Origin of the sequence: Arcobacter sp. AHV-9/2010 (assembly GCF_004116575.1) — a bacterium.
Classification (GTDB): domain Bacteria; phylum Campylobacterota; class Campylobacteria; order Campylobacterales; family Arcobacteraceae; genus Aliarcobacter; species Aliarcobacter skirrowii.
Genome location: NZ_PDKH01000004.1, coordinates 47,066 through 67,282, shown reverse-complemented (window position 1 = coordinate 67,282; position 20,217 = coordinate 47,066). Strand labels below are relative to the sequence as shown.

The 20,217-nt window shown below is 27.6% G+C and carries 21 protein-coding genes and 1 pseudogene; 13 read left to right on the top strand and 9 right to left on the bottom strand.

The window, feature by feature from the left end; translation table 11 throughout:
* The first annotated feature begins 59 nt into the window (after positions 1–59).
* From CRU94_RS07650 to CRU94_RS07620, 7 genes are all read left to right on the top strand, one after another.
* Positions 60–431 (top strand): Fur family transcriptional regulator, encoded by a 372-nt coding sequence (locus CRU94_RS07650; protein WP_129106193.1) that lies wholly within the window; start codon positions 60–62, stop codon positions 429–431.
* A 65-nt stretch (positions 432–496) separates the two neighbouring features.
* Positions 497–1,204, top strand: coding sequence for a UMP kinase (pyrH, locus tag CRU94_RS07645; RefSeq protein WP_129106192.1), 708 nt, complete (start codon positions 497–499; stop codon positions 1,202–1,204).
* Positions 1,205–1,237: 33 nt separating this feature from the next.
* Positions 1,238–1,456, top strand: a complete 219-nt coding sequence (locus CRU94_RS07640) for a DNA-directed RNA polymerase subunit omega (RefSeq protein ID WP_129106191.1) — start codon at positions 1,238–1,240, stop codon at positions 1,454–1,456.
* Positions 1,457–1,473: 17 nt separating this feature from the next.
* Entirely contained in the window at positions 1,474–3,636 is a 2,163-nt protein-coding gene (locus CRU94_RS07635) for a RelA/SpoT family protein (protein WP_129106190.1), read from the top strand.
* A 14-nt stretch (positions 3,637–3,650) separates the two neighbouring features.
* Entirely contained in the window at positions 3,651–4,859 is a 1,209-nt protein-coding gene (gene tyrS / locus CRU94_RS07630) for a tyrosine--tRNA ligase (RefSeq protein ID WP_129106189.1), read from the top strand.
* 12 nt (positions 4,860–4,871) lie between these two features.
* On the top strand, positions 4,872–5,951 hold the full coding sequence (locus CRU94_RS07625) for a nitronate monooxygenase (protein WP_129106188.1): 1,080 nt from the start codon (positions 4,872–4,874) through the stop codon (positions 5,949–5,951).
* 98 nt (positions 5,952–6,049) lie between these two features.
* Positions 6,050–7,741 (top strand): N-acetylmuramoyl-L-alanine amidase family protein, encoded by a 1,692-nt coding sequence (locus tag CRU94_RS07620; RefSeq protein ID WP_258237427.1) that lies wholly within the window; start codon positions 6,050–6,052, stop codon positions 7,739–7,741.
* Here CRU94_RS07620 and CRU94_RS07615 read toward each other — a convergent pair.
* The 4 genes from CRU94_RS07615 to CRU94_RS07600 are packed head-to-tail and all read right to left on the bottom strand — an operon-like array spanning position 7,704 to position 10,331.
* Entirely contained in the window at positions 7,704–8,150 is a 447-nt protein-coding gene (locus CRU94_RS07615; RefSeq protein WP_129106187.1) for an NUDIX domain-containing protein, read from the bottom strand. The genes CRU94_RS07620 and CRU94_RS07615 overlap by 38 nt on opposite strands.
* 10 nt (positions 8,151–8,160) lie before the next feature.
* Positions 8,161–9,225: an LptF/LptG family permease gene (locus CRU94_RS07610; RefSeq protein ID WP_129106186.1), complete on the bottom strand. Its 1,065-nt coding sequence runs from the start codon at positions 9,223–9,225 to the stop codon at positions 8,161–8,163.
* Positions 9,222–9,785 (bottom strand): aminoacyl-tRNA hydrolase, encoded by a 564-nt coding sequence (gene pth, locus CRU94_RS07605; protein ID WP_129106185.1) that lies wholly within the window; start codon positions 9,783–9,785, stop codon positions 9,222–9,224. The genes CRU94_RS07610 and pth overlap by 4 nt, the downstream gene beginning before the upstream one ends.
* Positions 9,786–9,794: 9 nt before the next feature.
* Complete coding sequence (locus CRU94_RS07600; RefSeq protein ID WP_129106184.1) at positions 9,795–10,331, bottom strand: 50S ribosomal protein L25/general stress protein Ctc; 537 nt, start codon at positions 10,329–10,331, stop codon at positions 9,795–9,797.
* A gap of 157 nt (positions 10,332–10,488) precedes the next feature.
* On the opposite strand from CRU94_RS07600, the gene folD reads away from it, so the two are divergent.
* The 6 genes from folD (at position 10,489) to nth (ending at position 15,015) form a co-directional block, all read left to right on the top strand.
* A complete protein-coding gene (gene folD, locus CRU94_RS07595; RefSeq protein ID WP_129106183.1) occupies positions 10,489–11,349 on the top strand; it encodes a bifunctional methylenetetrahydrofolate dehydrogenase/methenyltetrahydrofolate cyclohydrolase FolD in 861 nt (286 codons plus the stop codon).
* Positions 11,350–12,132 carry a signal peptidase I gene (gene lepB / locus CRU94_RS07590; RefSeq protein WP_129106182.1) on the top strand — a complete coding sequence of 261 codons (783 nt, stop codon included), beginning with the start codon at positions 11,350–11,352 and terminating at the stop codon, positions 12,130–12,132.
* A 1-nt stretch (position 12,133) separates the two neighbouring features.
* Positions 12,134–12,580 carry a ribose 5-phosphate isomerase B gene (gene rpiB, locus CRU94_RS07585; protein WP_129106181.1) on the top strand — a complete coding sequence of 149 codons (447 nt, stop codon included), beginning with the start codon at positions 12,134–12,136 and terminating at the stop codon, positions 12,578–12,580.
* A gap of 126 nt (positions 12,581–12,706) precedes the next feature.
* The gene (locus CRU94_RS07580) at positions 12,707–13,936 is read left to right on the top strand and encodes an HD domain-containing protein (RefSeq protein WP_129106180.1); all 1,230 of its coding nucleotides are present in this window, start codon (positions 12,707–12,709) and stop codon (positions 13,934–13,936) included.
* Positions 13,937–13,960: 24 nt separating this feature from the next.
* On the top strand, positions 13,961–14,371 hold the full coding sequence (locus CRU94_RS07575; RefSeq protein WP_129106179.1) for a hypothetical protein: 411 nt from the start codon (positions 13,961–13,963) through the stop codon (positions 14,369–14,371).
* Entirely contained in the window at positions 14,368–15,015 is a 648-nt protein-coding gene (gene nth, locus CRU94_RS07570; protein WP_129106178.1) for an endonuclease III, read from the top strand. The genes CRU94_RS07575 and nth overlap by 4 nt, the downstream gene beginning before the upstream one ends.
* Here nth and CRU94_RS07565 read toward each other — a convergent pair.
* The 5 genes and pseudogenes from CRU94_RS07565 to uvrB all read right to left on the bottom strand — a co-directional run bounded on the left by CRU94_RS07565 (position 15,008) and on the right by uvrB (position 20,211).
* A complete protein-coding gene (locus CRU94_RS07565) occupies positions 15,008–16,588 on the bottom strand; it encodes a response regulator (protein WP_129106177.1) in 1,581 nt (526 codons plus the stop codon). The two genes, nth and CRU94_RS07565, sit on opposite strands and share 8 nt — an antisense overlap.
* A 12-nt stretch (positions 16,589–16,600) precedes the next feature.
* Positions 16,601–16,678, bottom strand: a pseudogene (locus tag CRU94_RS09810) (hypothetical protein); the annotation flags it as partial.
* A complete protein-coding gene (locus tag CRU94_RS07560; protein WP_129106176.1) occupies positions 16,650–17,204 on the bottom strand; it encodes a hypothetical protein in 555 nt (184 codons plus the stop codon). The pseudogene CRU94_RS09810 and the gene CRU94_RS07560, both read right to left, overlap by 29 nt.
* Positions 17,204–18,127 (bottom strand): diguanylate cyclase domain-containing protein, encoded by a 924-nt coding sequence (locus tag CRU94_RS07555; RefSeq protein WP_129106175.1) that lies wholly within the window; start codon positions 18,125–18,127, stop codon positions 17,204–17,206. Before CRU94_RS07555 ends, CRU94_RS07560 begins: the two co-directional genes overlap by 1 nt.
* A 110-nt stretch (positions 18,128–18,237) precedes the next feature.
* Positions 18,238–20,211 carry an excinuclease ABC subunit UvrB gene (gene uvrB / locus CRU94_RS07550; protein ID WP_129106174.1) on the bottom strand — a complete coding sequence of 658 codons (1,974 nt, stop codon included), beginning with the start codon at positions 20,209–20,211 and terminating at the stop codon, positions 18,238–18,240.
* Positions 20,212–20,217 lie beyond the last annotated feature (6 nt).

Here is a 20,217-nt window from a genome sequence, read left to right as displayed (position 1 = left end):
CTCTTTAATGCAACTTAGTAGCAAGATATTTTAAAAAGCTTTTAGATACAATCTTTTTTATGATTAGTTTAAAAAATATAACGGATTTTACAAATATAAAGTTAACAACAGCTAGAAAATCTATTTTAGAGATATTAGTTGATTCAAATAAACCTTTATCATATGATGAGATGAAAGATAAAATATCTATGGATAAAGCAACATTTTATAGAAATATAGCAATTTTTGAAGAAGATGGAATAGTAGAATCATTTGAATCAAATGATAAAAAAAGATATTTTGAGATAAAAAAATCTCCACACTCTCACTTTATCTGTACAGATTGCTCAAATATTGAGTGTATTCATGAAAATTTAAATTTAAATTTAAAAAATTATATTGTTGAAAACATTATTTTAAAAGGTAAGTGCAAGAAGTGTAACAAAATATAAATAGACTAAGTTTTTGTTAATTGTTTTTTAGATAAAATCCGAAAATTATTGAAGGATATGAATATATGAATAAAAGAGTACTTGTAAAGTTTTCAGGTGAAGCACTGGCTGGTTCTGAGGGTTATGGAATAGATACTAAGATTTTAGATTATATTGCTGAAGAGATTAAAAGTTTAGTTGAATTTGGCATTGAAGTTGCTATTGTTATTGGTGGTGGAAATATAATTCGTGGAGTTACAGCTGCTGCTGATGGTGTTATTAAAAGAACAAGTGCTGATTATATGGGAATGTTAGGAACTGTTATAAATGGTGTTGCTATGCAAGAAGCTTTAGAGTACAAAGGTTTAAGTGCAAGATTACAAACTGCTATTAAAATGGAAGAGATAGCTGAACCTTTTATTGTAAGAAAAGCTATGAGACACTTTGAAAAAGGAAGAGTTGTAATATTTGGAGCAGGAACTGGAAATCCTTACTTTACAACAGATACAGGAGCAACTCTTAGAGCAACTGAAATTGGTGCTGATATTTTAATAAAAGCGACAAAAGTAAATGGAGTTTATGATAAAGACCCCATGAAATACCCAGATGCACAAAAACTTGATATTTTAACTTATGATAGAGCTTTAGAAGATCATATTAAAGTTATGGATGATACGGCTATTGCACTTGCAAAAGACAACAAACTTCCAATTGCTGTTACAAATATGAATGAAAAAGGAAACCTTTTAAGAATCATTCAAGGTGACTACAGCAAGTGTTCTATTGTAAGATAGATTTTATAAACATATTAAATAAAGGAAAATAAAATGGAAAGATTAGAAGAGAGAATTTCAAGAGCTTTAAAACAAGTTGATAATGATAGATATATTCTAGCAATTGCTGTTGGTCAAAGAGCTGATGAGTTAAGCAAAGGCGCAAAACCACTTTTAACTCAAAATACACAAAAGATGAAATATACAGATATTGCAATTGATGAGATTGCAAATGGATTACTAAAAATCGATGGTTTAATAGATAAAAAATAGATTGTAAATATTTTTATATGAATCCATTTTTTAATAATATTCAAAAAATAAACAATCTTGATCTTGCAATAGAGGAGTTAGGTAAACAAGTTCCTATCTCTTCTAAACTTCAAGAGATTATTGATTTTATAATCAAGGCTCACGAAAATCAGTTTAGAAAAAGTGGAGAGCCTTATGCGGTTCACCCTATTCTTGTAGCAACAATAACAGCTAGTTTTTCAAAAGATGAAGATGTTATTGCAACTGCACTTCTTCATGATGTAGTTGAAGATACTCCCTATACTTTAGAGTTTGTTGAAGAAAATTGGGGCAAAAATGTCTCTAATATGGTTAAAGGTTTAACAAAAGTAGCAGATATTAGAGAAGAGAATTTTGTAACTTCAAAAGATTCAAGTGATACTAAAATTATTCAAGCTGCACTTACATTTAGAAAAATGCTAATAGCATCAATTGATGATCCAAGAGTTTTAATTGTAAAACTTTGTGATAGACTCCACAATATGCTAACTCTTGCTGTTTTACCTCCTCACAAACAAAGAAGAATAGCAGAAGAGACTTTAGTTGTTTATGTTCCAATTGCAAATAGATTAGGAATTTCAACACTTAAAAATGAGCTTGAAGATTTAGCATTTTTCTATATCTATCCCCAAGAGTATAAAAAAATTGATCTATTTTTAAAAGAGAATGAACAAGCTATGCAGCTTGGATTTAATAACTTTATAACTGTTACTAAAAATCTTTTAGAAAAAAATGGTTTTGAATCTGATAAAATAAAGATATATTCAAGAATAAAGCACCACTATTCAATATATTTAAAGATGCAAAGAAAAGGTATTACTATTGAAGAGGTACTTGATCTGTTTGCAATTAGAATTTTAGTTCCAAGTGATATTGACTGCTACAAAGCTTTAGGTCATATTCATTTAGAGTTTAAACCACTTGTTTCAAGATTTAAAGATTACATAGCAACACCAAAAGAGAATGGTTATCAAACAATTCACACAACAGTTTTTTATAACTCAAAAATTTATGAGATTCAGATTCGTTCTTTTGATATGCATAGTATTGCAGAGTATGGAATTGCTGCTCATTGGGCTTATAAAAATGGTGAAAAAGTTAGCCAATCAACAGTGGCTAATGCAAATTTAAATTGGTTAAAATCTTTAGAGTTTTCAAATGATAATATTGAAGAGTTTTATAATGAAACAAAAGAGAACCTATTTAATGATGAGATAATTGTTTACTCTCCAAAAGGTGAAGTTTTTATTCTTCCTATTGGATCAACTGCATATGATTATGCGTTTGCTGTTCATACAAATGTTGGTAAAAAAGCAGTTTATTGCTATATAAATAAAATAAAAAAACCTCTTTTAACTGTTTTAAAAAGCACTGATATTGTTCAAATTGCACTTACAGATGAACCTATTATTAGATGTTCTTGGATTGATATGGTAAAAACTTCAAGAGCAAAAAAACAGTTGAAAATTTTATGTATGCAAAGACAAAAAGAGATTGATGAGTTATCTGGTAAAAATATAATAAATACAATATTCTCAAGATATTATGATGATATTTTAAAACTATACCCTATAAAAACTCTTTACAAAGTTCCTACAAACTTAGCATTTATGAAAAATGCAAAACAACTTGTAGAGAAAAAAGTATTAAAAGAGAAAGGTATTATGGGTAGATTTAAAATCTTAACTAGTAAAATAAAAGAGTTTAAATTTGACAATATGCTTCTTTACTCAAACTTTAATATAAATTCAGTATCATTTGACCACTGTTGTCATCCAAAATTTGGAGATGATATTATTGCTTTTAGAAACTCACATAGCGCAGTAATTCACCATAAAATGTGTGATAAAGCCTATTCTAAAATCAAAGAAAATTCTCAAATGATATTTTGTAGATGGGAAAAAAATAGTGTTTATCAATATAAAATGTTAATTAGCATTCCAAATACAAAAGGTGAATTGGCAAAAGTTTTAGCATATCTTTCTAAGAGTGATTTTTATATTTTAGGAGTTAACTTTGGAAGACAAAAACACTCATATATTCAATATTGTGATATTGAATTTGAAATAAATAACTCAAATACTGATGAAGTAAGACAAATTGTTGAGAAAAATATAAAAGTTATTGAGTTTACATCAAAAAAAGATGCATATAATAAATAAAGGTTTAAATAAATATGGAAAATAAGATAGAAGAAGCACTAGAAGAGATTAAAAGAGGAACTGCTGAGATTATTGATATTGAAAGAGTAGAAAAATTAATAAAAAGATATTTTGAGAGTGGTGAAAATTTTTATGTAAAAGCTGGATTTGACCCAACTGCTCCTGATATTCACTTAGGACACACTGTTTTAATTCAAAAACTTGCAACTTTTCAAAAATATGGTGGAATTATTCAATTTTTAATTGGAGATTTCACAGCAACGATTGGAGATCCAACAGGAAAAAGTGAAACAAGAAAAGTTTTAAGTAGTGAACAGGTTTTACAAAATGCAGAGACTTATAAAGAGCAGGTTTTTAAAATTTTAGATGCTTCTAAAACTCAAGTTGTATTTAATAGCTCTTGGTTAAAAGAGCTTGGAACTGCTGGACTTATAAACTTAGCTTCAAATTTAACAGTTGCAAGAATGCTTGAGCGTGATGATTTCTCAAAAAGATATTCAAGTAATACTCCAATTGCTGTAAGTGAATTTTTATATCCACTACTTCAAGGTTATGACTCAATAGCATTAAATAGTGATATTGAACTTGGTGGAACAGATCAAAAGTTTAATTTGCTTATGGGAAGAACTTTGCAAAAAGCATATAACTGTAAAAAGCAACAAGCTGTTTTAATGATGCCAATACTTGAAGGTTTAGATGGTGTTCAAAAGATGTCAAAATCTTTAGGTAACTACATTGGTGTTACGGATGAGCCTTTTGATATGTTTGGAAAAGTTTTATCAATTTCTGATGAACTTATGTGGAGATATTTTGAGCTTCTTTCAAGTAAAAGTTTAAAAGAGATTGAAGATATTAAAAAAGGTGTAGAAGATGGTTCTTTACATCCTAAAAAAGTAAAAGAGGATTTAGCATCTGAAATAGTTGATAGATTCCATGGTGTTGGTTCTGGAGTTGATGCAAAGCTAGAATTTGAAAGAGTTTTTGCTAAAAAAGATATTCCAAGTGATATGCCAGAGTTTATATTTGAAGATGAAATTTGGATCTGTCAAGCTATGGTTGATAGTAAGCTAGTTGATTCAACTTCACAAGCAAGAAGAGATATAAAATCAAATGCTGTATCAATAAATCAAGAAAAAATAAGTGATGATAAGATAAACTTAACATCTGGCGAATACATTTTGCAAAAAGGCAAAAAAAGTTTTGCAAAAATAATAATAAAATAGAAGAGGCTAATTGTGAAAATAGGAAAATATGAGATAAAACATCCAATAATTCAAGGTGGTATGGGTGTTGGAATTAGCTGGGATCAATTAGCTGGACATGTTAGTCTTGAAGGTGGTTTAGGAGTTATTTCTGCTGTTGGTACTGGTTATTATAAAAAACTAAGTTCAAATGTTAATATTGTTATGAGAAAAGATAAACCAAAAGAGGTTTTAAATTTTTATAGTAAGGGTGCCTTAAAAGAGATTTTTGATAATGCTAGAAAAATTTGTGGCAATCTTCCTCTTGCTTGTAATATTTTATATGCAATAAATGATTATGGAAGAGTAGTGCGTGATGCTTGTGAAGCTGGTGCTAATATAATTATTACAGGTGCTGGAATTCCTACAAATATGCCAGAGTTTACAAAAAATTTTCCAGATGTTGCACTTGTACCAATAGTTTCAAGCGCAAGAGCTTTAAAACTTATTTGTAAAAAATGGGAAAGATATAACAAACTTCCAGATGCTGTTATTGTTGAGGGACCTTTAAGTGGTGGACATCAAGGGTTTAAGTATGAGGATTGTTTTAAAGAGGAGTTTCAACTTGAAAATATAGTTCCTCCTGTTATTGAAGAGGCTAAAAAATGGGGAGATATTCCTGTTATTGCAGCTGGTGGAATTTGGGATAAAAAAGATATAGATAAATTTTTAGCTCTAGGTTGTGCTGGTGTTCAAATGGCAACTAGATTTATAGGAACACATGAATGTGATGCAGATCCTAAATTCAAAGAAGTTTTACTAAATGCCAAAGAAGAGGATATTGTTTTAATGAAATCTCCTGTAGGGCTTCCAGCAAGGGGAGTTAAAACTAATCTTCAATTTGCAATAGAGAACAAAACAGCTCCTAAGGTTCAATGTATATCAAACTGTGTTGCACCTTGTAATAGAGGTCATGAAGCACGACTTGTAGGATATTGTATTGCTGATAGACTAGGAGCTGCATATAAAGGTGATGTTGATACTGGACTATTCTTCTCAGGTTCAACAGGCTATAAAATTGATAAGATAATCTCTGTAAAAGAGTTAATGGAAAAATTAACTAAAGGAGAGTAGTTATTTTTTTAAGAGCTCTACTTCTAATAATCTTTATTTTAAATTTTTCTTACTCAAATAATTTTGAACAAGAGTATAGAGAGGCTAGAATTGAGTTTTTGAAATCATCTTTAAGAAAAGATGATGATCAAAAAATTAAAGATTTAAAACAGATTATCTCTTTGGGTAAAAAGATTGGAAAAGATGTAAGAGCTGATGAGAAAAAACTAGAAGTTTTAGAGCGAAAAGTTCAAAGAGATAGAACTTTTCGTAAAAATATAAATAGTATTCCTGACTCTAGAGATAAAAAAGATTCAAAACCAAAACTAGAGAATCAAAAAATAGATAGTAAAAGTGATATTTTATTTTCTGTAAAAGATGTATATACAAAAAACAATCAGATAATTATTGAGTTTAATAAAAATATTACAAAAAAAGATATAAACTTCTTTGAACTTAATCAGAAAAATAGTTTTAGAGATGTCTATGATATAAATGGATATTTTAAAGATGCACTTGCAACAAAGCTTGAAATTGATGGAAAAGAGAGAGTAACAATTGCTCAATTTAAACCAAATATTTTAAGAATTGTATTATCAGATAACAAAAAAATTGATTCAACTTTTAGTGTTGTTAATAGTAAAAAAATTGTTATAAATATTGAACAAGAAAAAATAGTTCAAATAAAAAAAGATATTATAAAACCAATTATTAATCAAGACAAAACTTCAAATTTTATTGATTATAAAAATAATATTAGAGAGATATATACAGAAGATAACTCTATTTTTATAAAATTTAATATAAACTTTTCTCAAAAAAATTTAAAATATTTATCATACCAACAAAATGGAAAGTTTGAAGATGTTTTTGAGATACAAGGTAGATATAAATATGCAAATCCAATTAAATTATCTATGGAAAATACAAACCAAATTGTTACAACTCAAGAGAGAAATTTTGTAAGATTAAAACTTTTAAATAACTCAAAGGCAAATATTGTATATAACTTTATTGATAACAAAACTTTAAAAATCACTCACATTAATGAGATAGAAAAAGAGTCTAAACCTACAAATATAGTTATAACTCCACCTGTAACTCAAAAAATAAGTTCAAATAGTAAAACAAAGAAGAGGATTATTGTTATAGATGCTGGACACGGTGGTAGTGATGCAGGAGCTGTAGGTCCAAATAAAAGATATGAGAAAGTTGTAAATCTTGCTGTTTCAAACTATTTAGCAGATATTTTGAAAAAAAGAGGTTATAGAGTTTATCTTACAAGAAGCAATGATAAATTTATAAAAGTGATGGATAGAACAATTTTATCAAATGAAAAAAATGCAGATCTATTTTTATCAATTCACACAAATGCTATGTCAAAAGATAAAGCAAACAGTACAAGTGGAATAGAGACATTTTTCTTAAGTCCAGCAAGAAGCGAGAGAGCAAAAAGAGTAGCTGCACTTGAAAATCAAAGTGATATTAGAGAGATGAATGAAAAATCAAAAGATGTATTTTTGGAGAGTTTAAATAGACCTAGAATAACAGCTTCACATAAATTTGCAATAGATGTTCAAGCTGGACTTTTACAAGCAGCTAGAAGTAAATATAAAGATGTAAATGATTCAGGAGTTAGAGAGGGTCCATTTTGGGTATTAGTTGGTGCTCAAATGCCATCAATTTTAATAGAACTTGGATATATTTCTCATCCTGAAGAGAGTAGAAGATTATATGAAACTAGTTATCAAAAAGCATTAGCTAATGGTATTGCTAATGGGATAGACTCTTACTTTCTAAAAAATCCTTAATATCTTTTACTAAATTTTTTTGTAAAGATTTTATTTTTGGGAGTTTTTTAAGAGAAAAAAACTTCACTTTTTGATTCTCCCAAGATAGATACTCTTTTTTTAAACTATCTTTTTCAAAATATTTATCTAAATTATCAATATTTGAAGCATTTACTAGCCAAATTCCAACATCTTTATCTCTATTTATCTGCTCAAAATAGTCTTCAAATAGTGCAATATCAACCATAATTGAACTCTCTTCAAAAAACTCTCTTTTTGCACACATAAAAGCACTCTCATCTTTAAATTTACTACCCTTTAAACATCCCCACTTATCATCACTTGAAAAACCTAAACAAAGCAAAATTTTAATATCTTTTTTCTCAACTTTATAGATAACTATTCCATATGTTTTTTTATGAATTGCCATTTATCCTATCCTATTTTAAACTAATTTTTTTATAAAGAATATATGAAAAGAACACCCATAAAAATAGAGGCAGCAATAAAGATAACTCTGGCATAAAAGTTCCAGAGCTTGTTATTTTATATAAAAAGAAAAAACAACCCCAAATTACAAGTGTACTAAATACTCCACCTGCTATAAAATTACCTAAATGAAAAAATCTACTGTTTAATGATGTATAAGCAAATATCAAATATATAATTGGAACTATAAAAAATGGTACAAATAGAGTATTATATATAACAGCTCTAACTTTTTTTGTATTAATACCTTGTTTATCTAATAAACTCCAAGCACTTAATGCATCAAGCAAAGAGTATTCACTTTTTGATTCATACACATTGTTTAATATTTTAGGTAAAAATCCCTCAAGAGTTGTAACTGATTCAACATTTTTTATTGTCAATTTAGAACTCTCTTCAAGCTCTTTTGGTTTTGAAATAATTTTAGCATCACTTGCATACCATCTATTATCTAAAAAATATGCTTCTTGCGCAATTATTGTCTCAACAATCTCCTCATCCTCTATTTTATAAATATGTATATCAACAGCTTTTTGCTCTGCTGGATATAATTTTTTAAAATATACAAAATAGTCATCATATTTTAAAAAAATATCAATTTTTGTATTTGTAAAATATTCATTATTTACAATCTTTCTTTTTTGTTCATAAGAGTAAGCTAAAGGAGTTGATTGAAGAACTATTAATGATACTATAAAAAGTAGTGCTGTACATATCATTGGAGCAATAATACTCTTTTTTGAAGCTCCAAGTGCATGAAATGCAACAAATTCATTATTCTTTACAAATGTTATTAAAGTAATTATAACTGCAAAAACTAGTGATAGTGGAAGAGTTAGCGTTAAAGTAAAAATTGTATTATAAAAAAGATACAAAAGCTGTAAGTTTGCAGAACTAGGAAGAGATTTAAAATTTTGTAGAAAATCTAAACCTGTAAAAAAAACTTCTAATGAGAGAAGAACTATTATAAAATTTTTTAAATATTTTATTAAAATATATTTTGAAAGAGTACTCATATTTCCAACTTCAAACTAAATTTTGATTTAACCTCATCAATTGATAACTCTTTTAAAGCCTCAACTGAAGATGCTACATGAGGAATTATTGTACTATATAAAATCTCTAGCTCTACTTTTGAAAAATCATTTAATACATAATTTACAACTTCAGATTTATCTTTTGGTTTTCCAATTCCAACTCTTACTCTAATATAATCTTGTCCAATATGAGAATCAAGTGATTTTAAACCATTATGTCCACCATGACTTCCACCTATTTTATATCTTACTACACCAAAGGGAAGATCTAAATCATCGTGAATAATAATCACATTTTCTAAATCAATTTTATAATAATCCATAATTGCTCTAACAGCAACTCCTGAGTTATTCATATAAGTATTTGGCTTAGAAAATAGATTGTATCCCGATTTTTGTAAGTTTGATTGAAAATTTTGATTATTTATATTTGTAGTATTTAGATTTTTAGTCATAAAATCTACGACTAAAAATCCAATATTGTGTCTTGTATTTTGGTATTTTTCACCAATATTTCCAAGACCAACAATTAAGTGCATAATTTCTGATTATTTAGCTTTAATTACACCAACGATTGGAACTCGTGGGTCTAAATAGCAATCAACACCTTCTGGAAGTGTTAAATCTCTTAATAATACATTATCACCTGTATCAAGATTTGTTACATCAATTGTTATGTTGTTTGGTAAGTTTTCAACCATACATTTAACTGGAACTCTTCTTGTGTGAAGCATTAAAAGACCTTTATTTTTAAGACCTTTAGCTGTTCCTGTAATAACAACTGGAATAGAGTATGAACTTCTTACACCTTTTTGTGCAACCATTAAATCAACATGTAATAAGTCAGAAGTAATAGGACATTTTTGGTACTCTTTTACAACTACACTTAAAACTTTTCCATCTACTTTAATATCAAAAGCAAGAGTAGTTTTATTTTTTAAATATTTTATATACTCATTTCTTTTAAATGCAGCAGAGATATTCTCCATACCTTTTCCATAGATATTTGCAATTAAATATCCCTCTTTTCTTAAAGCCTTTACAGCTGGTTTTGTTATACTATCTCTTACGATACCCTCTAACATTTTGGATCCTTTGTTTTAATTTTAATATAAGGACGGGATTATATAAAAAAGTTTATAAATTTTAGGTTAATAGTTTATATATTTTTTAACTTTTGATAATTAATACAATTTTAGATAAAATCTAATTTAAAATTTCAAAAAATATAAGGTAAGAAATATGATATTACTAGATGGAAAAGCACTATCTGCTAAGATAAAAGAAGAGGTTAAAGAAGAGGTTTCTTTAATTGTAAAAGAGAAAAACATAACTCCAGGACTTGCAGTTATTCTTGTAGGAAACGATGCAGCAAGTGCAACTTATGTTGCAAGCAAAGCAAAAGCTTGTAAAGATGCGGGAATTTATTCAGTTGTACATGAAATGCCAGATAGCATAACTCAAGAAGAGTTACTTCAAACTATAAGTATGATGAACAATAATCCAAAACTTGATGGTATTTTAGTACAGCTTCCACTTCCAAAACATATAGATACAACAACTGTTTTAGAAGCAATTAATCCACTAAAAGATGTTGATGGTTTTCATCCATATAATGTTGGAAGAATGGTTTCTAACTTAGACTCTTTTTTACCAGCAACTCCATTTGGTGTTATGAGAATGTTTGAAGAGCACAATATTGAATTAAGCGGGAAAAATGTTGTAGTTATTGGAAGTAGCGATATTGTTGGAAAACCTATGGCATCTCTTTTAATAAATAAAAAAGCAACAGTAACTGTTTGTAATAGTAGAACAAAAGATTTAAAATCTCACACTTTAAAAGCTGATATTGTAATTATTGCTGTTGGAGTTCCATATTTACTAAAAGAGGATATGATAAAAGATAAAGCAATTGTAATTGATGTTGGAATTAATAGACTTGAAACTGGTAAGCTTGTTGGTGATGCTGATTTTGAAGGACTTAAAAATAAATGTTCTTTTTTAACTCCAGTTCCAGGAGGAGTAGGACCTATGACAATTGCAATGCTTTTAAAAAATACTATAAAAGCTGCAAGACTAAGAGATAAAAGAGAATCAAAATAGATGTTAAGAAAAATTTATAACTGGTCATCTTCTTGGACTGGAACAATTATAATTGTATTATCAATTATTTTTTTTATTGCACAAGCATTTGTAATTCCAAGTGGTAGTATGAAAAATACACTTTTAATTGGCGATATGCTTTTTGTTAAAAAATTCTCTTATGGTATTCCAACTCCTACAATTCCTTGGCTAGAGATTAAAATTTTGCCAGATTTTAACAAAAATGGTCACTTAATAGAGGGTGAACGACCAAAAAGAGGAGATATTGTTGTATTTAGGTATCCTCATAATCCAGATATTCACTATGTAAAAAGAGCTGTTGCAACAGAAGGTGATACAATTTTTATAAAAGATAAAGCAGTTTATCTTCATCCAAAAGAGGGAAACTCTTATGTAATTCAAAACTTTAAAGATTATGAAATAGTTGATATAGATAACACTTTGTTTGTAAAAAATCCATACTCTAAAGAGTTTAAGGGAATTCATAATGACCCTGAAGTTACAAAATATACAAGCTCTTATAAAGAACTTTTTGAAAAATCAAAAACAGTAATTGCAAAAGATGAAACATTTATGATGGGAGACAATAGAGATCACTCAAATGACTCAAGATTTTGGGGAAGTGTTCCATATAAATATATAGTTGGAAAACCTTGGTTTGTATATTTTTCTATTGATGATGATTATAAAGTTAGATGGGATAGAGTTTTTAAAACTGTTGATACTCTACAAAAAGAGGCAACAGGTGAGATAAAAGAGAGAAGTAAAGAGGGAATTTATTAATATGAATTATTATATTGCAAGTGATCATGCTGGAGTTGTATTAAAAGAGTTTGTTGTAAATCTTTTAAAAAAAGAAAAAATAAACGCAGTTGATTTGGGTCCAAAGACAAATGATAGAGTTGATTATCCTGATTTTGCAAAATTAGTTTGCGAAAATGTACAAAAAGATAGAGGCTCTTTTGGAATTTTAATTTGTGGAAGTGGTATTGGAATGAGTATGGCTGCAAATAAATTTGATGGTATAAGAGCGGCTTTGTGTCACAATATTTATAGTGCAAAAATGGCTAGAAATCACAATGATGCAAATGTTTTATGTCTTGGTGAGAGAGTTTGTGGAGAGGGACTTATTGAAGAGATAATTAAAGCTTGGCTTTCAAACTCTTTTGAAGAGGGACGGCACACACAAAGAGTTGAAAAGATAAATAATCTACTCTCTTGTAGAGTTTAGTTTAAAATATAAAAGGAAGCACAAAATGGCTGATTGGCAAGTATATTTAATGATGACTATTATAGTTGCAGCAATGCTTCTAGGAAAAAAACTTATGTTTTTTGATAAAAAAGATGAGGACAAGAAGTGATAAACCCCAAAATTATAGAGTATATTTACTCAAGTGCATCTATTCAAAGATGGAATGACTATCCAAGAATGGTTGAACTTGTAGAGCTTGATAAACAAGCTCACAAGTTTGTTATAGCATATTTTATAGCAAAATTAGAAAAAGATATAAACTTCACACACTTAATCGAAGCTGGTATTTTTGAGTTTTTAAGACGAGTTGTTGTAACTGATATTAGACCTGATGTTTTTAGAAAAGCTTTGCAAAAAAAGTCAAATGAGATAAACTCTTGGGTTGTTGAAAAACTAAAAATTTCACTTCAAGATATTGATGGTGGAAATTTTTTACAAAAGTTTGAAGCATTTTTAAATGACTCATCTATGTACAAAAAAGAGAGATTTATACTTAAAGCTGCTTCATATTTATCTACAAAATGGGAGTTCTCAATTGTATATCAAACAAGTCAATTTTTAAGTGATATAGAGGAAGTTAAAAAAGCTGTTGATGCTGAAATTGAAGATTACTATGAACTTGTTGGAGTTCAAAAAATTGCTTTAAATAAAAAGTTAGCAAAAATTGTTGATTTAAGTGGAAGATTAAGATTCCAAAAACGATGGGCTCAAACTCCAAGAATTCCTGAAACTTCAGTTTTAGGACATATGCTTACAGTCGCATTTTTCTCATATTTTTACTCGATTAAACAAAAAGCTTGTGATACTAGAGTTCAAAATAACTTTTTCACAGCACTATTTCACGACCTTCCAGAAGCACTTACAAGAGATATTATAAGTCCTGTAAAATATAGCGTTGATGAGCTATCAGATATTATTGCTGAGTATGAAGTTGCTAAAATTGAGGATGATATTTTACCAAATGTTCCAGAGTCTATTCAAAAAGAGTTCTCTTATATTTTAGGAATTAGTGATGGAATAAAAGAGGAGTTCGCAAATAAAGTTAAAATAGATGGAAAAATTTGTGAAGTTGAAGATATCAATAAATACAATCTTGATAAATATGAAGCAATAGATGGAAAAGCACTAAAACAGTGCGATAAACTATCTGCTTTTGTGGAGGCTAGTTTATCAATATCTCATGGTATAAAATCAAAAGAGCTGATAAATGGTAAAAAAGAGATTTTAAAAGGTTTAAAAGAGATAAATGGGGTTGATTTTAGACAAATTGCTCTTGAGATCGATACTGAATTTGGAAGTAATGGTCAAGTTCAAACTACTCTTGATTTTGATTAAATTTAAAATTTTTAAAGGAAAAATATGCAAATTATTGTAGGTATTGCACTTTTTATTGTTATTGTTACAGTTATAATTTATAAAGTAAATGATAAGTTTGAAAAAAGAGAGTTTTTAATATTTTTAGCTATTACATTTTTTGCAATTTTAGTTGTTCTGTTTTATGAAAACTACTCAAAAAATCAACTTCCTACTATGTTCAAAAAGAAGTATGAAAAAGAGAAAAATATTGAGATTAGAAGTTTAGATAGTGAACTTTTAAACAATAAAGTGGTATCAAGTAAAGATAAATTTATCTATAAATTTACATATACTATCTCAAAAGATGACTCTGATTATCTATGTGCTATGAATAGTGTAGAGATACATAAAATAAAAAATGAGTTTATATTTATTAATTTTGATGATATAAAAGAAGAGTGCATCAAAAAATGAGAAAAGCCACAAAAGCTGATATAGAGATTATTAAAAAAGCTTTTATAGAGAACTATAGCGATGCTGTTACAGAGCTTAATTATAGAAATGATTATGAATTACTAATAGCAATAATTTTATCAGCTCAATGTACAGATAAAAGGGTAAATTTAATAACTCCAGCTTTGTTTGAAAAGTATCCAACTGTTTTTGATTTAAGTTGTGCAAATCTTGATGATGTAAAAAAACTTATAAACTCTTGCTCTTTTTTTAATAACAAAGCACAAAATATTATCAAAATGGCAAGAAGTGTTGTTGAAAATTATGGAGGAAATATTCCTCATGATACAAAAGAGCTTATAAAACTTGCGGGTGTTGGAAATAAAACTGCAAATGTTTTTATGATTGAGTATAAACAAGAAAATCTTATGGCTGTTGATACTCATGTTTTTAGAGTTTCTCACCGCTTAGGTTTAAGTGATGCAAAAAATGTAGAAAAAACCGAAGAGGATTTGGTAAAAAAACTAAAAGGTGATGATTTACATATTTTTCATCAAGCTATGGTTTTGTTTGGAAGATATATTTGCAAAGCTATTAAACCCGATTGCGATAAGTGTTATTTTCCAGAAGTTTGCAAAAGTAAAAGTGGATTTAAGCCTAGTTAATATTTCCACTTTCTATTACATTTTTTAAAATTTTTATAGCCTTTTCATACTCAAAATCATCTATCTCTTTTTCTAAACTGTTTAAAATAGATGAATCTTTTGTTAGTATAAATAAATTATCATATAAAATTTCCAAATCATCTTTGCTTAACATATCACTATCTTCTAATTTTTTTATAAAATTTTTTATAACTAAAACTGATTTATTCTTATCAAATTTATCACTATTGATAATTTTATTTGACTCATCTTGAAATATGTTATCTAAAAAATTCAACTCATTTTTTATATTTTCAATTTCATCTTTTAGTATCTTTATATCATTTGGATCAATTGATACAGCTCTTTTAAATTTATTATCAATTTTTACACAAATTTCAAAAAGCCTATTAGCACCAATATTTCCACTAAGTCCCTTTAAACTATGAACTAAAATTTTTGCTTTTTCATTTGAATTTAAAAGATACTCAATAATATCTTTAAAATACTCTTCAAGCTCTTCTGTAAATTTTCTTAAAATCATCTCAATTTTTTTATTATCAGAGATTTTATTTTTTAAAACATTTAAATCTAAAATATTATTTAAAGGTTTATTTTTTATAGTTTTATACTCAATCTTAAGCCCTTTTAATTTTTTAATATATTTGATTAAAACATTATATAAAATCTCTGTATCTATTGGTTTTAATAAAAAATCATCCATTAAAACTTCATTCGCTTTTTCTCTATCTTCTATTAAATTTGAAGCTGTTAATGCAACTATTGGTATTTGTTTATCAATTTCTCTTATTTTTTTAGTAGCATCAAATCCACTTAAAACTGGCATTTGTAAATCCATAAGAATTAAATCAAATCTATTTTTAGAGAAAAAATCAACTGCTTCTTTTCCATTTTTTGCCAAAGTAACTTTTATATTTGCTTTTTCTAAAATTATTTTTATGAGCTCTTGATTGGTAATATTATCTTCAGCAACCAAAATAGATATATCTTCAAAAATTGGATACTCAATGATTTTTTGATTATCTTCTTCATTTATCTCAACATCAACTATAAAATAAAACTCACTACCTTTTCCCAATTCACTCTTTAACTCTATTTTTGTATTCAATATTTTTGCAATATTTTGACAAATAGCAAGTCCTAAACCAGCACCAGAATAATCTCTTGTATTTGAAATATCTGTTTGAAAAAACTCCTCAAAAATTCTATTTTGAAACTCTTTTGATATTCCAATTCCAGTATCACAAACACTAAATCTTATTGTTGCAGTATTGTTAGATAATTCAACTAAACTAATATCTAATTTAATAGAACCTTTATTTGTAAACTTAAAAGCATTTGATAAAAGATTTGATAGGATTTGAAGAATTAAGGCTTTGTCACTTATTATCTCTAAAGGTAATTTTTCATCTATTTTTATCTCAAATTTATTATCACTATTTATTGCAAGTTTTATATAAATATCTTCTATATCTTTTTCTAGCTCTAAAAAAGAGAATATATTTTTCTCTATTTTTATAGATTTATCTTCAATATTTGCAAGAGTTAAAACACTTTGTATTGTATTTACCAAAATATTTGAAGAGTTATCTATTTTTTTTAAAAGTTTATATTGATTTTCATCTAAATTTGTATCAAAAAGAAGCTCTGTAAAACCAACAATCGCATTTAATGGTGTTTCTTAATTCATGACTTATATTTGCAAGAAATTGAAGCTTTAATCTATTGATATTTTCAAGTTTCTCTTTTTGATGCTTTAATTTTTCATTTACTCTTAACTCTTCAGTTATATCTTCAAAAGTAACAACAACTTCAATATTTTCAAAATCTTCTTCACCATCTATTTTTTTTGCAAAAACTTTAAAAATATGACTCTCTTTAAAATTTACAATTTTAGCAAGATGATTTAAATTTGGATTTTTTAAAATATACTCTACCCAAGTTATTTCACCCATTTTTGTTTGTAAAAATCCATCCTCTTTTACAAAATGGTCACAAATACAGTTATAATCTTTTTTAAAATCTTCTACTGTATTGTATGAAAAGAAATCAAGAAATGCTTTATTTGCCGTTATTAACTGTTTTCCATTTGTAACAATCAAAATATTTTTTTGAGAGTTTAAAATTTTCTCTATTTTTTCTGTATGGAGTTTAGTTTTTTTAAAAAATATTTTTTTAAAAAATTCCATCATATCTCTTTTATTAAAAAGTTATCTCTACTTTTTTGTTTAACTTCATAAAGAGCTTCATCGGCACTTTTCATAATTGAAGCAATACTTAAATCATTACTACTTTTATATAAAACTGCTCCTAAACTAATTGTTAAATAAGGAGCTATTTTTGAAAATTTATGCTCTATATTTGCATCTCTTATTGCTTTTACAAGTCTATTTGAGATATATTCTAGCTCTTTTAATTCTATATCTGAAAGTAAAATTACAAACTCTTCTCCACCATATCTTGCTACTAAATCATCTGTTCTATCTAAGGTATTTAAAATTGTATTTTCTAAAGTTTTAGCAACTATTTTTAAAGCTTCATCACCTTTTCCATGACCATAATTATCATTATAAGGTTTAAAAAAATCTATATCTATCATCATAAGTGCTAAATTTATATTTTTTATGCTACTATCTTTATAAACTTGATTTAATCTCTCATCAAAATATCTTCTATTTTTAATATTTGTTAATCCATCATAGTTTGATAATTTTTCAAGAAGTTCAGTTTTTTGTTTTAGTTTTATCTGATTTTTAACTCTAGCTTTTATTATAACTTTACTAAAAGGCTTTGATATATAATCAATTGCACCAAGATTTAATCCATACTCTTCATCTTCTTCGCTATTTTTAGCACTTACAAAAATTATTGGAATATTTTTTGTTTTTTCATCATTTTTAAGATTCTTGCAAACTTCATAACCATTCATTATTGGCATCTCAATATCTAGTAAAACCAAATCTATATCTAATTTTTTACAAAGTTCTATAGCTTTTTCACCAGTTTTTGAAATTTTGATATTGTAATCATCTTTTAAAATATCGCTTAGCATCATTAAATTTGTGCTCATATCATCTACTATAAGTATAGTAGCCCTACTCTCTTCTACCATCTAGTCTCCAAATTTTTATATAAAGTGTGTAGTATCTAATAATAACTTATTATAGCAAGTAAGCAATTAATAAAAACTTCTTAGATAATATATTTTCTTATAATTTATAGTTATAAATCCTTAATCTTAGCAATCTCATCTCTTAATCTAATTGCCTCTTCAAAGTTTAATTCGCTTGAAGCTTTTTTCATCTGCTTATTAAGTTCAACTAATAGTTTTTTTCGCTCTGCTGCTGGCATTTTTTCAAGTCGTTGTTTTTTTAGAGCAACTGTATCATACTCTTCAAGCTTAAGATTCTCATCAAGTTTTCTTTTTGTTGATTTTGGAGTTATGTTGTTTTTTATATTGTGCTCTTCTTGAATTTTTCTTCTTCGATTTGTCTCATCAATTGCAAACTGCATAGAGTCTGTTATCTTTTTAGCAAAAAGTATTACTCTACCCTCTTCATTTCTAGCAGCTCTTCCAATTGTTTGAATAAGTGAAGTACGACTCCTTATAAACCCTTCTTTATCAGCATCTAAAATTGCAACAAGTGAGGTTTCAGGAATATCAAGCCCCTCTCTTAAAAGATTTATTCCAATTAATACATCAAAAGTTCCAACTCTAAGCTCTCTTATTATTTGATTTCTCTCAATCGCATCAATTTCACTATGCATATATTTTACTTTTATTCCTAAATCTGCATAATAACTAGCTAACTCTTCAGCCATCTTTTTAGTTAAAACTGTAACTAAAACTCTTTGATTTTTTGCAACAGTTTTTTTAATCTCATCGTGAAGTTTTTCAACTTGAAACTCACTATCTACTATCTCAATAACTGGATCAAGAAGTCCTGTTGGTCGAATTATCTGTTCTGCTACAACGCTACTAAGTTCAAGTTCAAGCTCATTTGGAGTTGCGCTTACAAAGATATAATTAGGAGCTTTATTTATAAACTCATCAAATTTAAGTGGTCTATTATCCAAAGCACTTGGAAGTCTAAATCCATACTCAACTAAAACCTCTTTTCTACTTCTATCAGCTGCGTGCATTCCACGAAATTGAGGAAGTGATACATGAGATTCATCAACAACAAGTAAAAAATCCTTATCCATTTGAGCAAAATAATCTAGTAAAGAGTATGGAGTTTCACCTGGTTTTAAACCTGTTAAGTGTCTTGCATAGTTCTCAATTCCTTTACACATTCCAGTTGCTTCAATCATCTCTAAATCAAACTCAACTCTTTGTTTAAGTCTTTGATACTCTACAAGTTTTTGCTCTTTTTGGAAAAAATCAAGTCTGCTTTCAAGCTCCTCTTCTATCTGTTTTACAGCATTTGCAAGATTTTCTTGTGTTACAACAAAGGGATTAACAGAGTAGATAATCACCTCTTTTAAATCTTTTATTTTTGTATTTGTCAAGTACTCATGCAAAGTAATGCTCTCAACCTCATCACCAAAAAACTCAACTCTTAAGAACTCATCTTCATAATAGGCTGGAAAAATATCAATTACATCGCCATTTACTCTAAAATCAGCTCTATCAAAAAACTTATCATTTCTTTTATAACCCATCTCTATAAGTTTCAATAAAAACTCTTTTTGAGAGTATGAAAATCCAACTTCAACTCTTTGAACCATCGCTTTATATTCACTTGGATTTCCCAAACCATAATTTGCAGATACTGATGCTATTACAATTACATCATCAAAAGATAGAAGTGATGCAGTTGCACTAAGTCTTAATCTTTCTAACTCATCATTTATTGAACTATCTTTTTCAATAAATAGATCACTTCTTGGAATATAAGCTTCAGGTTGATAGTAGTCATAATATGAGATGAAATATTCAACATGATTATTTGGAAAAAACTGCTTAAACTCTGAGTATAACTGAGCTGCTAATGTTTTATTGTGAGTCATTATAAGTGTTGGTTTTTGAACTCTTTCAATTACTTTTGCAATAGTATAAGTCTTTCCACTTCCAGTAACTCCTAAAAGTGTGTTGTACTTATTGCTTGCTTCAATACTTAAGCTTAAAGCCTCTATTGCCTTTGGTTGATCACCACTTGGAAAATAATCACTTACTACTTCAAATTTTGCCAAAATAAA

Bases quoted from the DNA above. Each gene is read 5' to 3' on its own strand.
- CRU94_RS07650 (WP_129106193.1), top strand. From the start codon at position 60: ATGATTAGTTTAAAAAATATAACGGATTTTACAAATATAAAGTTAACA.
- folD (WP_129106183.1), top strand. From the start codon at position 10,489: ATGATATTACTAGATGGAAAAGCACTATCTGCTAAGATAAAAGAAGAG.
- CRU94_RS07575 (WP_129106179.1), top strand. From the start codon at position 13,961: ATGCAAATTATTGTAGGTATTGCACTTTTTATTGTTATTGTTACAGTT.
- lepB (WP_129106182.1), top strand. From the start codon at position 11,350: ATGTTAAGAAAAATTTATAACTGGTCATCTTCTTGGACTGGAACAATT.
- CRU94_RS07555 (WP_129106175.1), bottom strand. From the start codon at position 18,127: ATGGTAGAAGAGAGTAGGGCTACTATACTTATAGTAGATGATATGAGC.
- CRU94_RS07640 (WP_129106191.1), top strand. From the start codon at position 1,238: ATGGAAAGATTAGAAGAGAGAATTTCAAGAGCTTTAAAACAAGTTGAT.
- tyrS (WP_129106189.1), top strand. From the start codon at position 3,651: ATGGAAAATAAGATAGAAGAAGCACTAGAAGAGATTAAAAGAGGAACT.
- CRU94_RS07610 (WP_129106186.1), bottom strand. From the start codon at position 9,225: ATGAGTACTCTTTCAAAATATATTTTAATAAAATATTTAAAAAATTTT.
- CRU94_RS07635 (WP_129106190.1), top strand. From the start codon at position 1,474: ATGAATCCATTTTTTAATAATATTCAAAAAATAAACAATCTTGATCTT.
- pyrH (WP_129106192.1), top strand. From the start codon at position 497: ATGAATAAAAGAGTACTTGTAAAGTTTTCAGGTGAAGCACTGGCTGGT.
- CRU94_RS07615 (WP_129106187.1), bottom strand. From the start codon at position 8,150: ATGGCAATTCATAAAAAAACATATGGAATAGTTATCTATAAAGTTGAG.
- nth (WP_129106178.1), top strand. From the start codon at position 14,368: ATGAGAAAAGCCACAAAAGCTGATATAGAGATTATTAAAAAAGCTTTT.
- pth (WP_129106185.1), bottom strand. From the start codon at position 9,785: ATGCACTTAATTGTTGGTCTTGGAAATATTGGTGAAAAATACCAAAAT.
- CRU94_RS07600 (WP_129106184.1), bottom strand. From the start codon at position 10,331: ATGTTAGAGGGTATCGTAAGAGATAGTATAACAAAACCAGCTGTAAAG.
- CRU94_RS07560 (WP_129106176.1), bottom strand. From the start codon at position 17,204: ATGGAATTTTTTAAAAAAATATTTTTTAAAAAAACTAAACTCCATACA.
- rpiB (WP_129106181.1), top strand. From the start codon at position 12,134: ATGAATTATTATATTGCAAGTGATCATGCTGGAGTTGTATTAAAAGAG.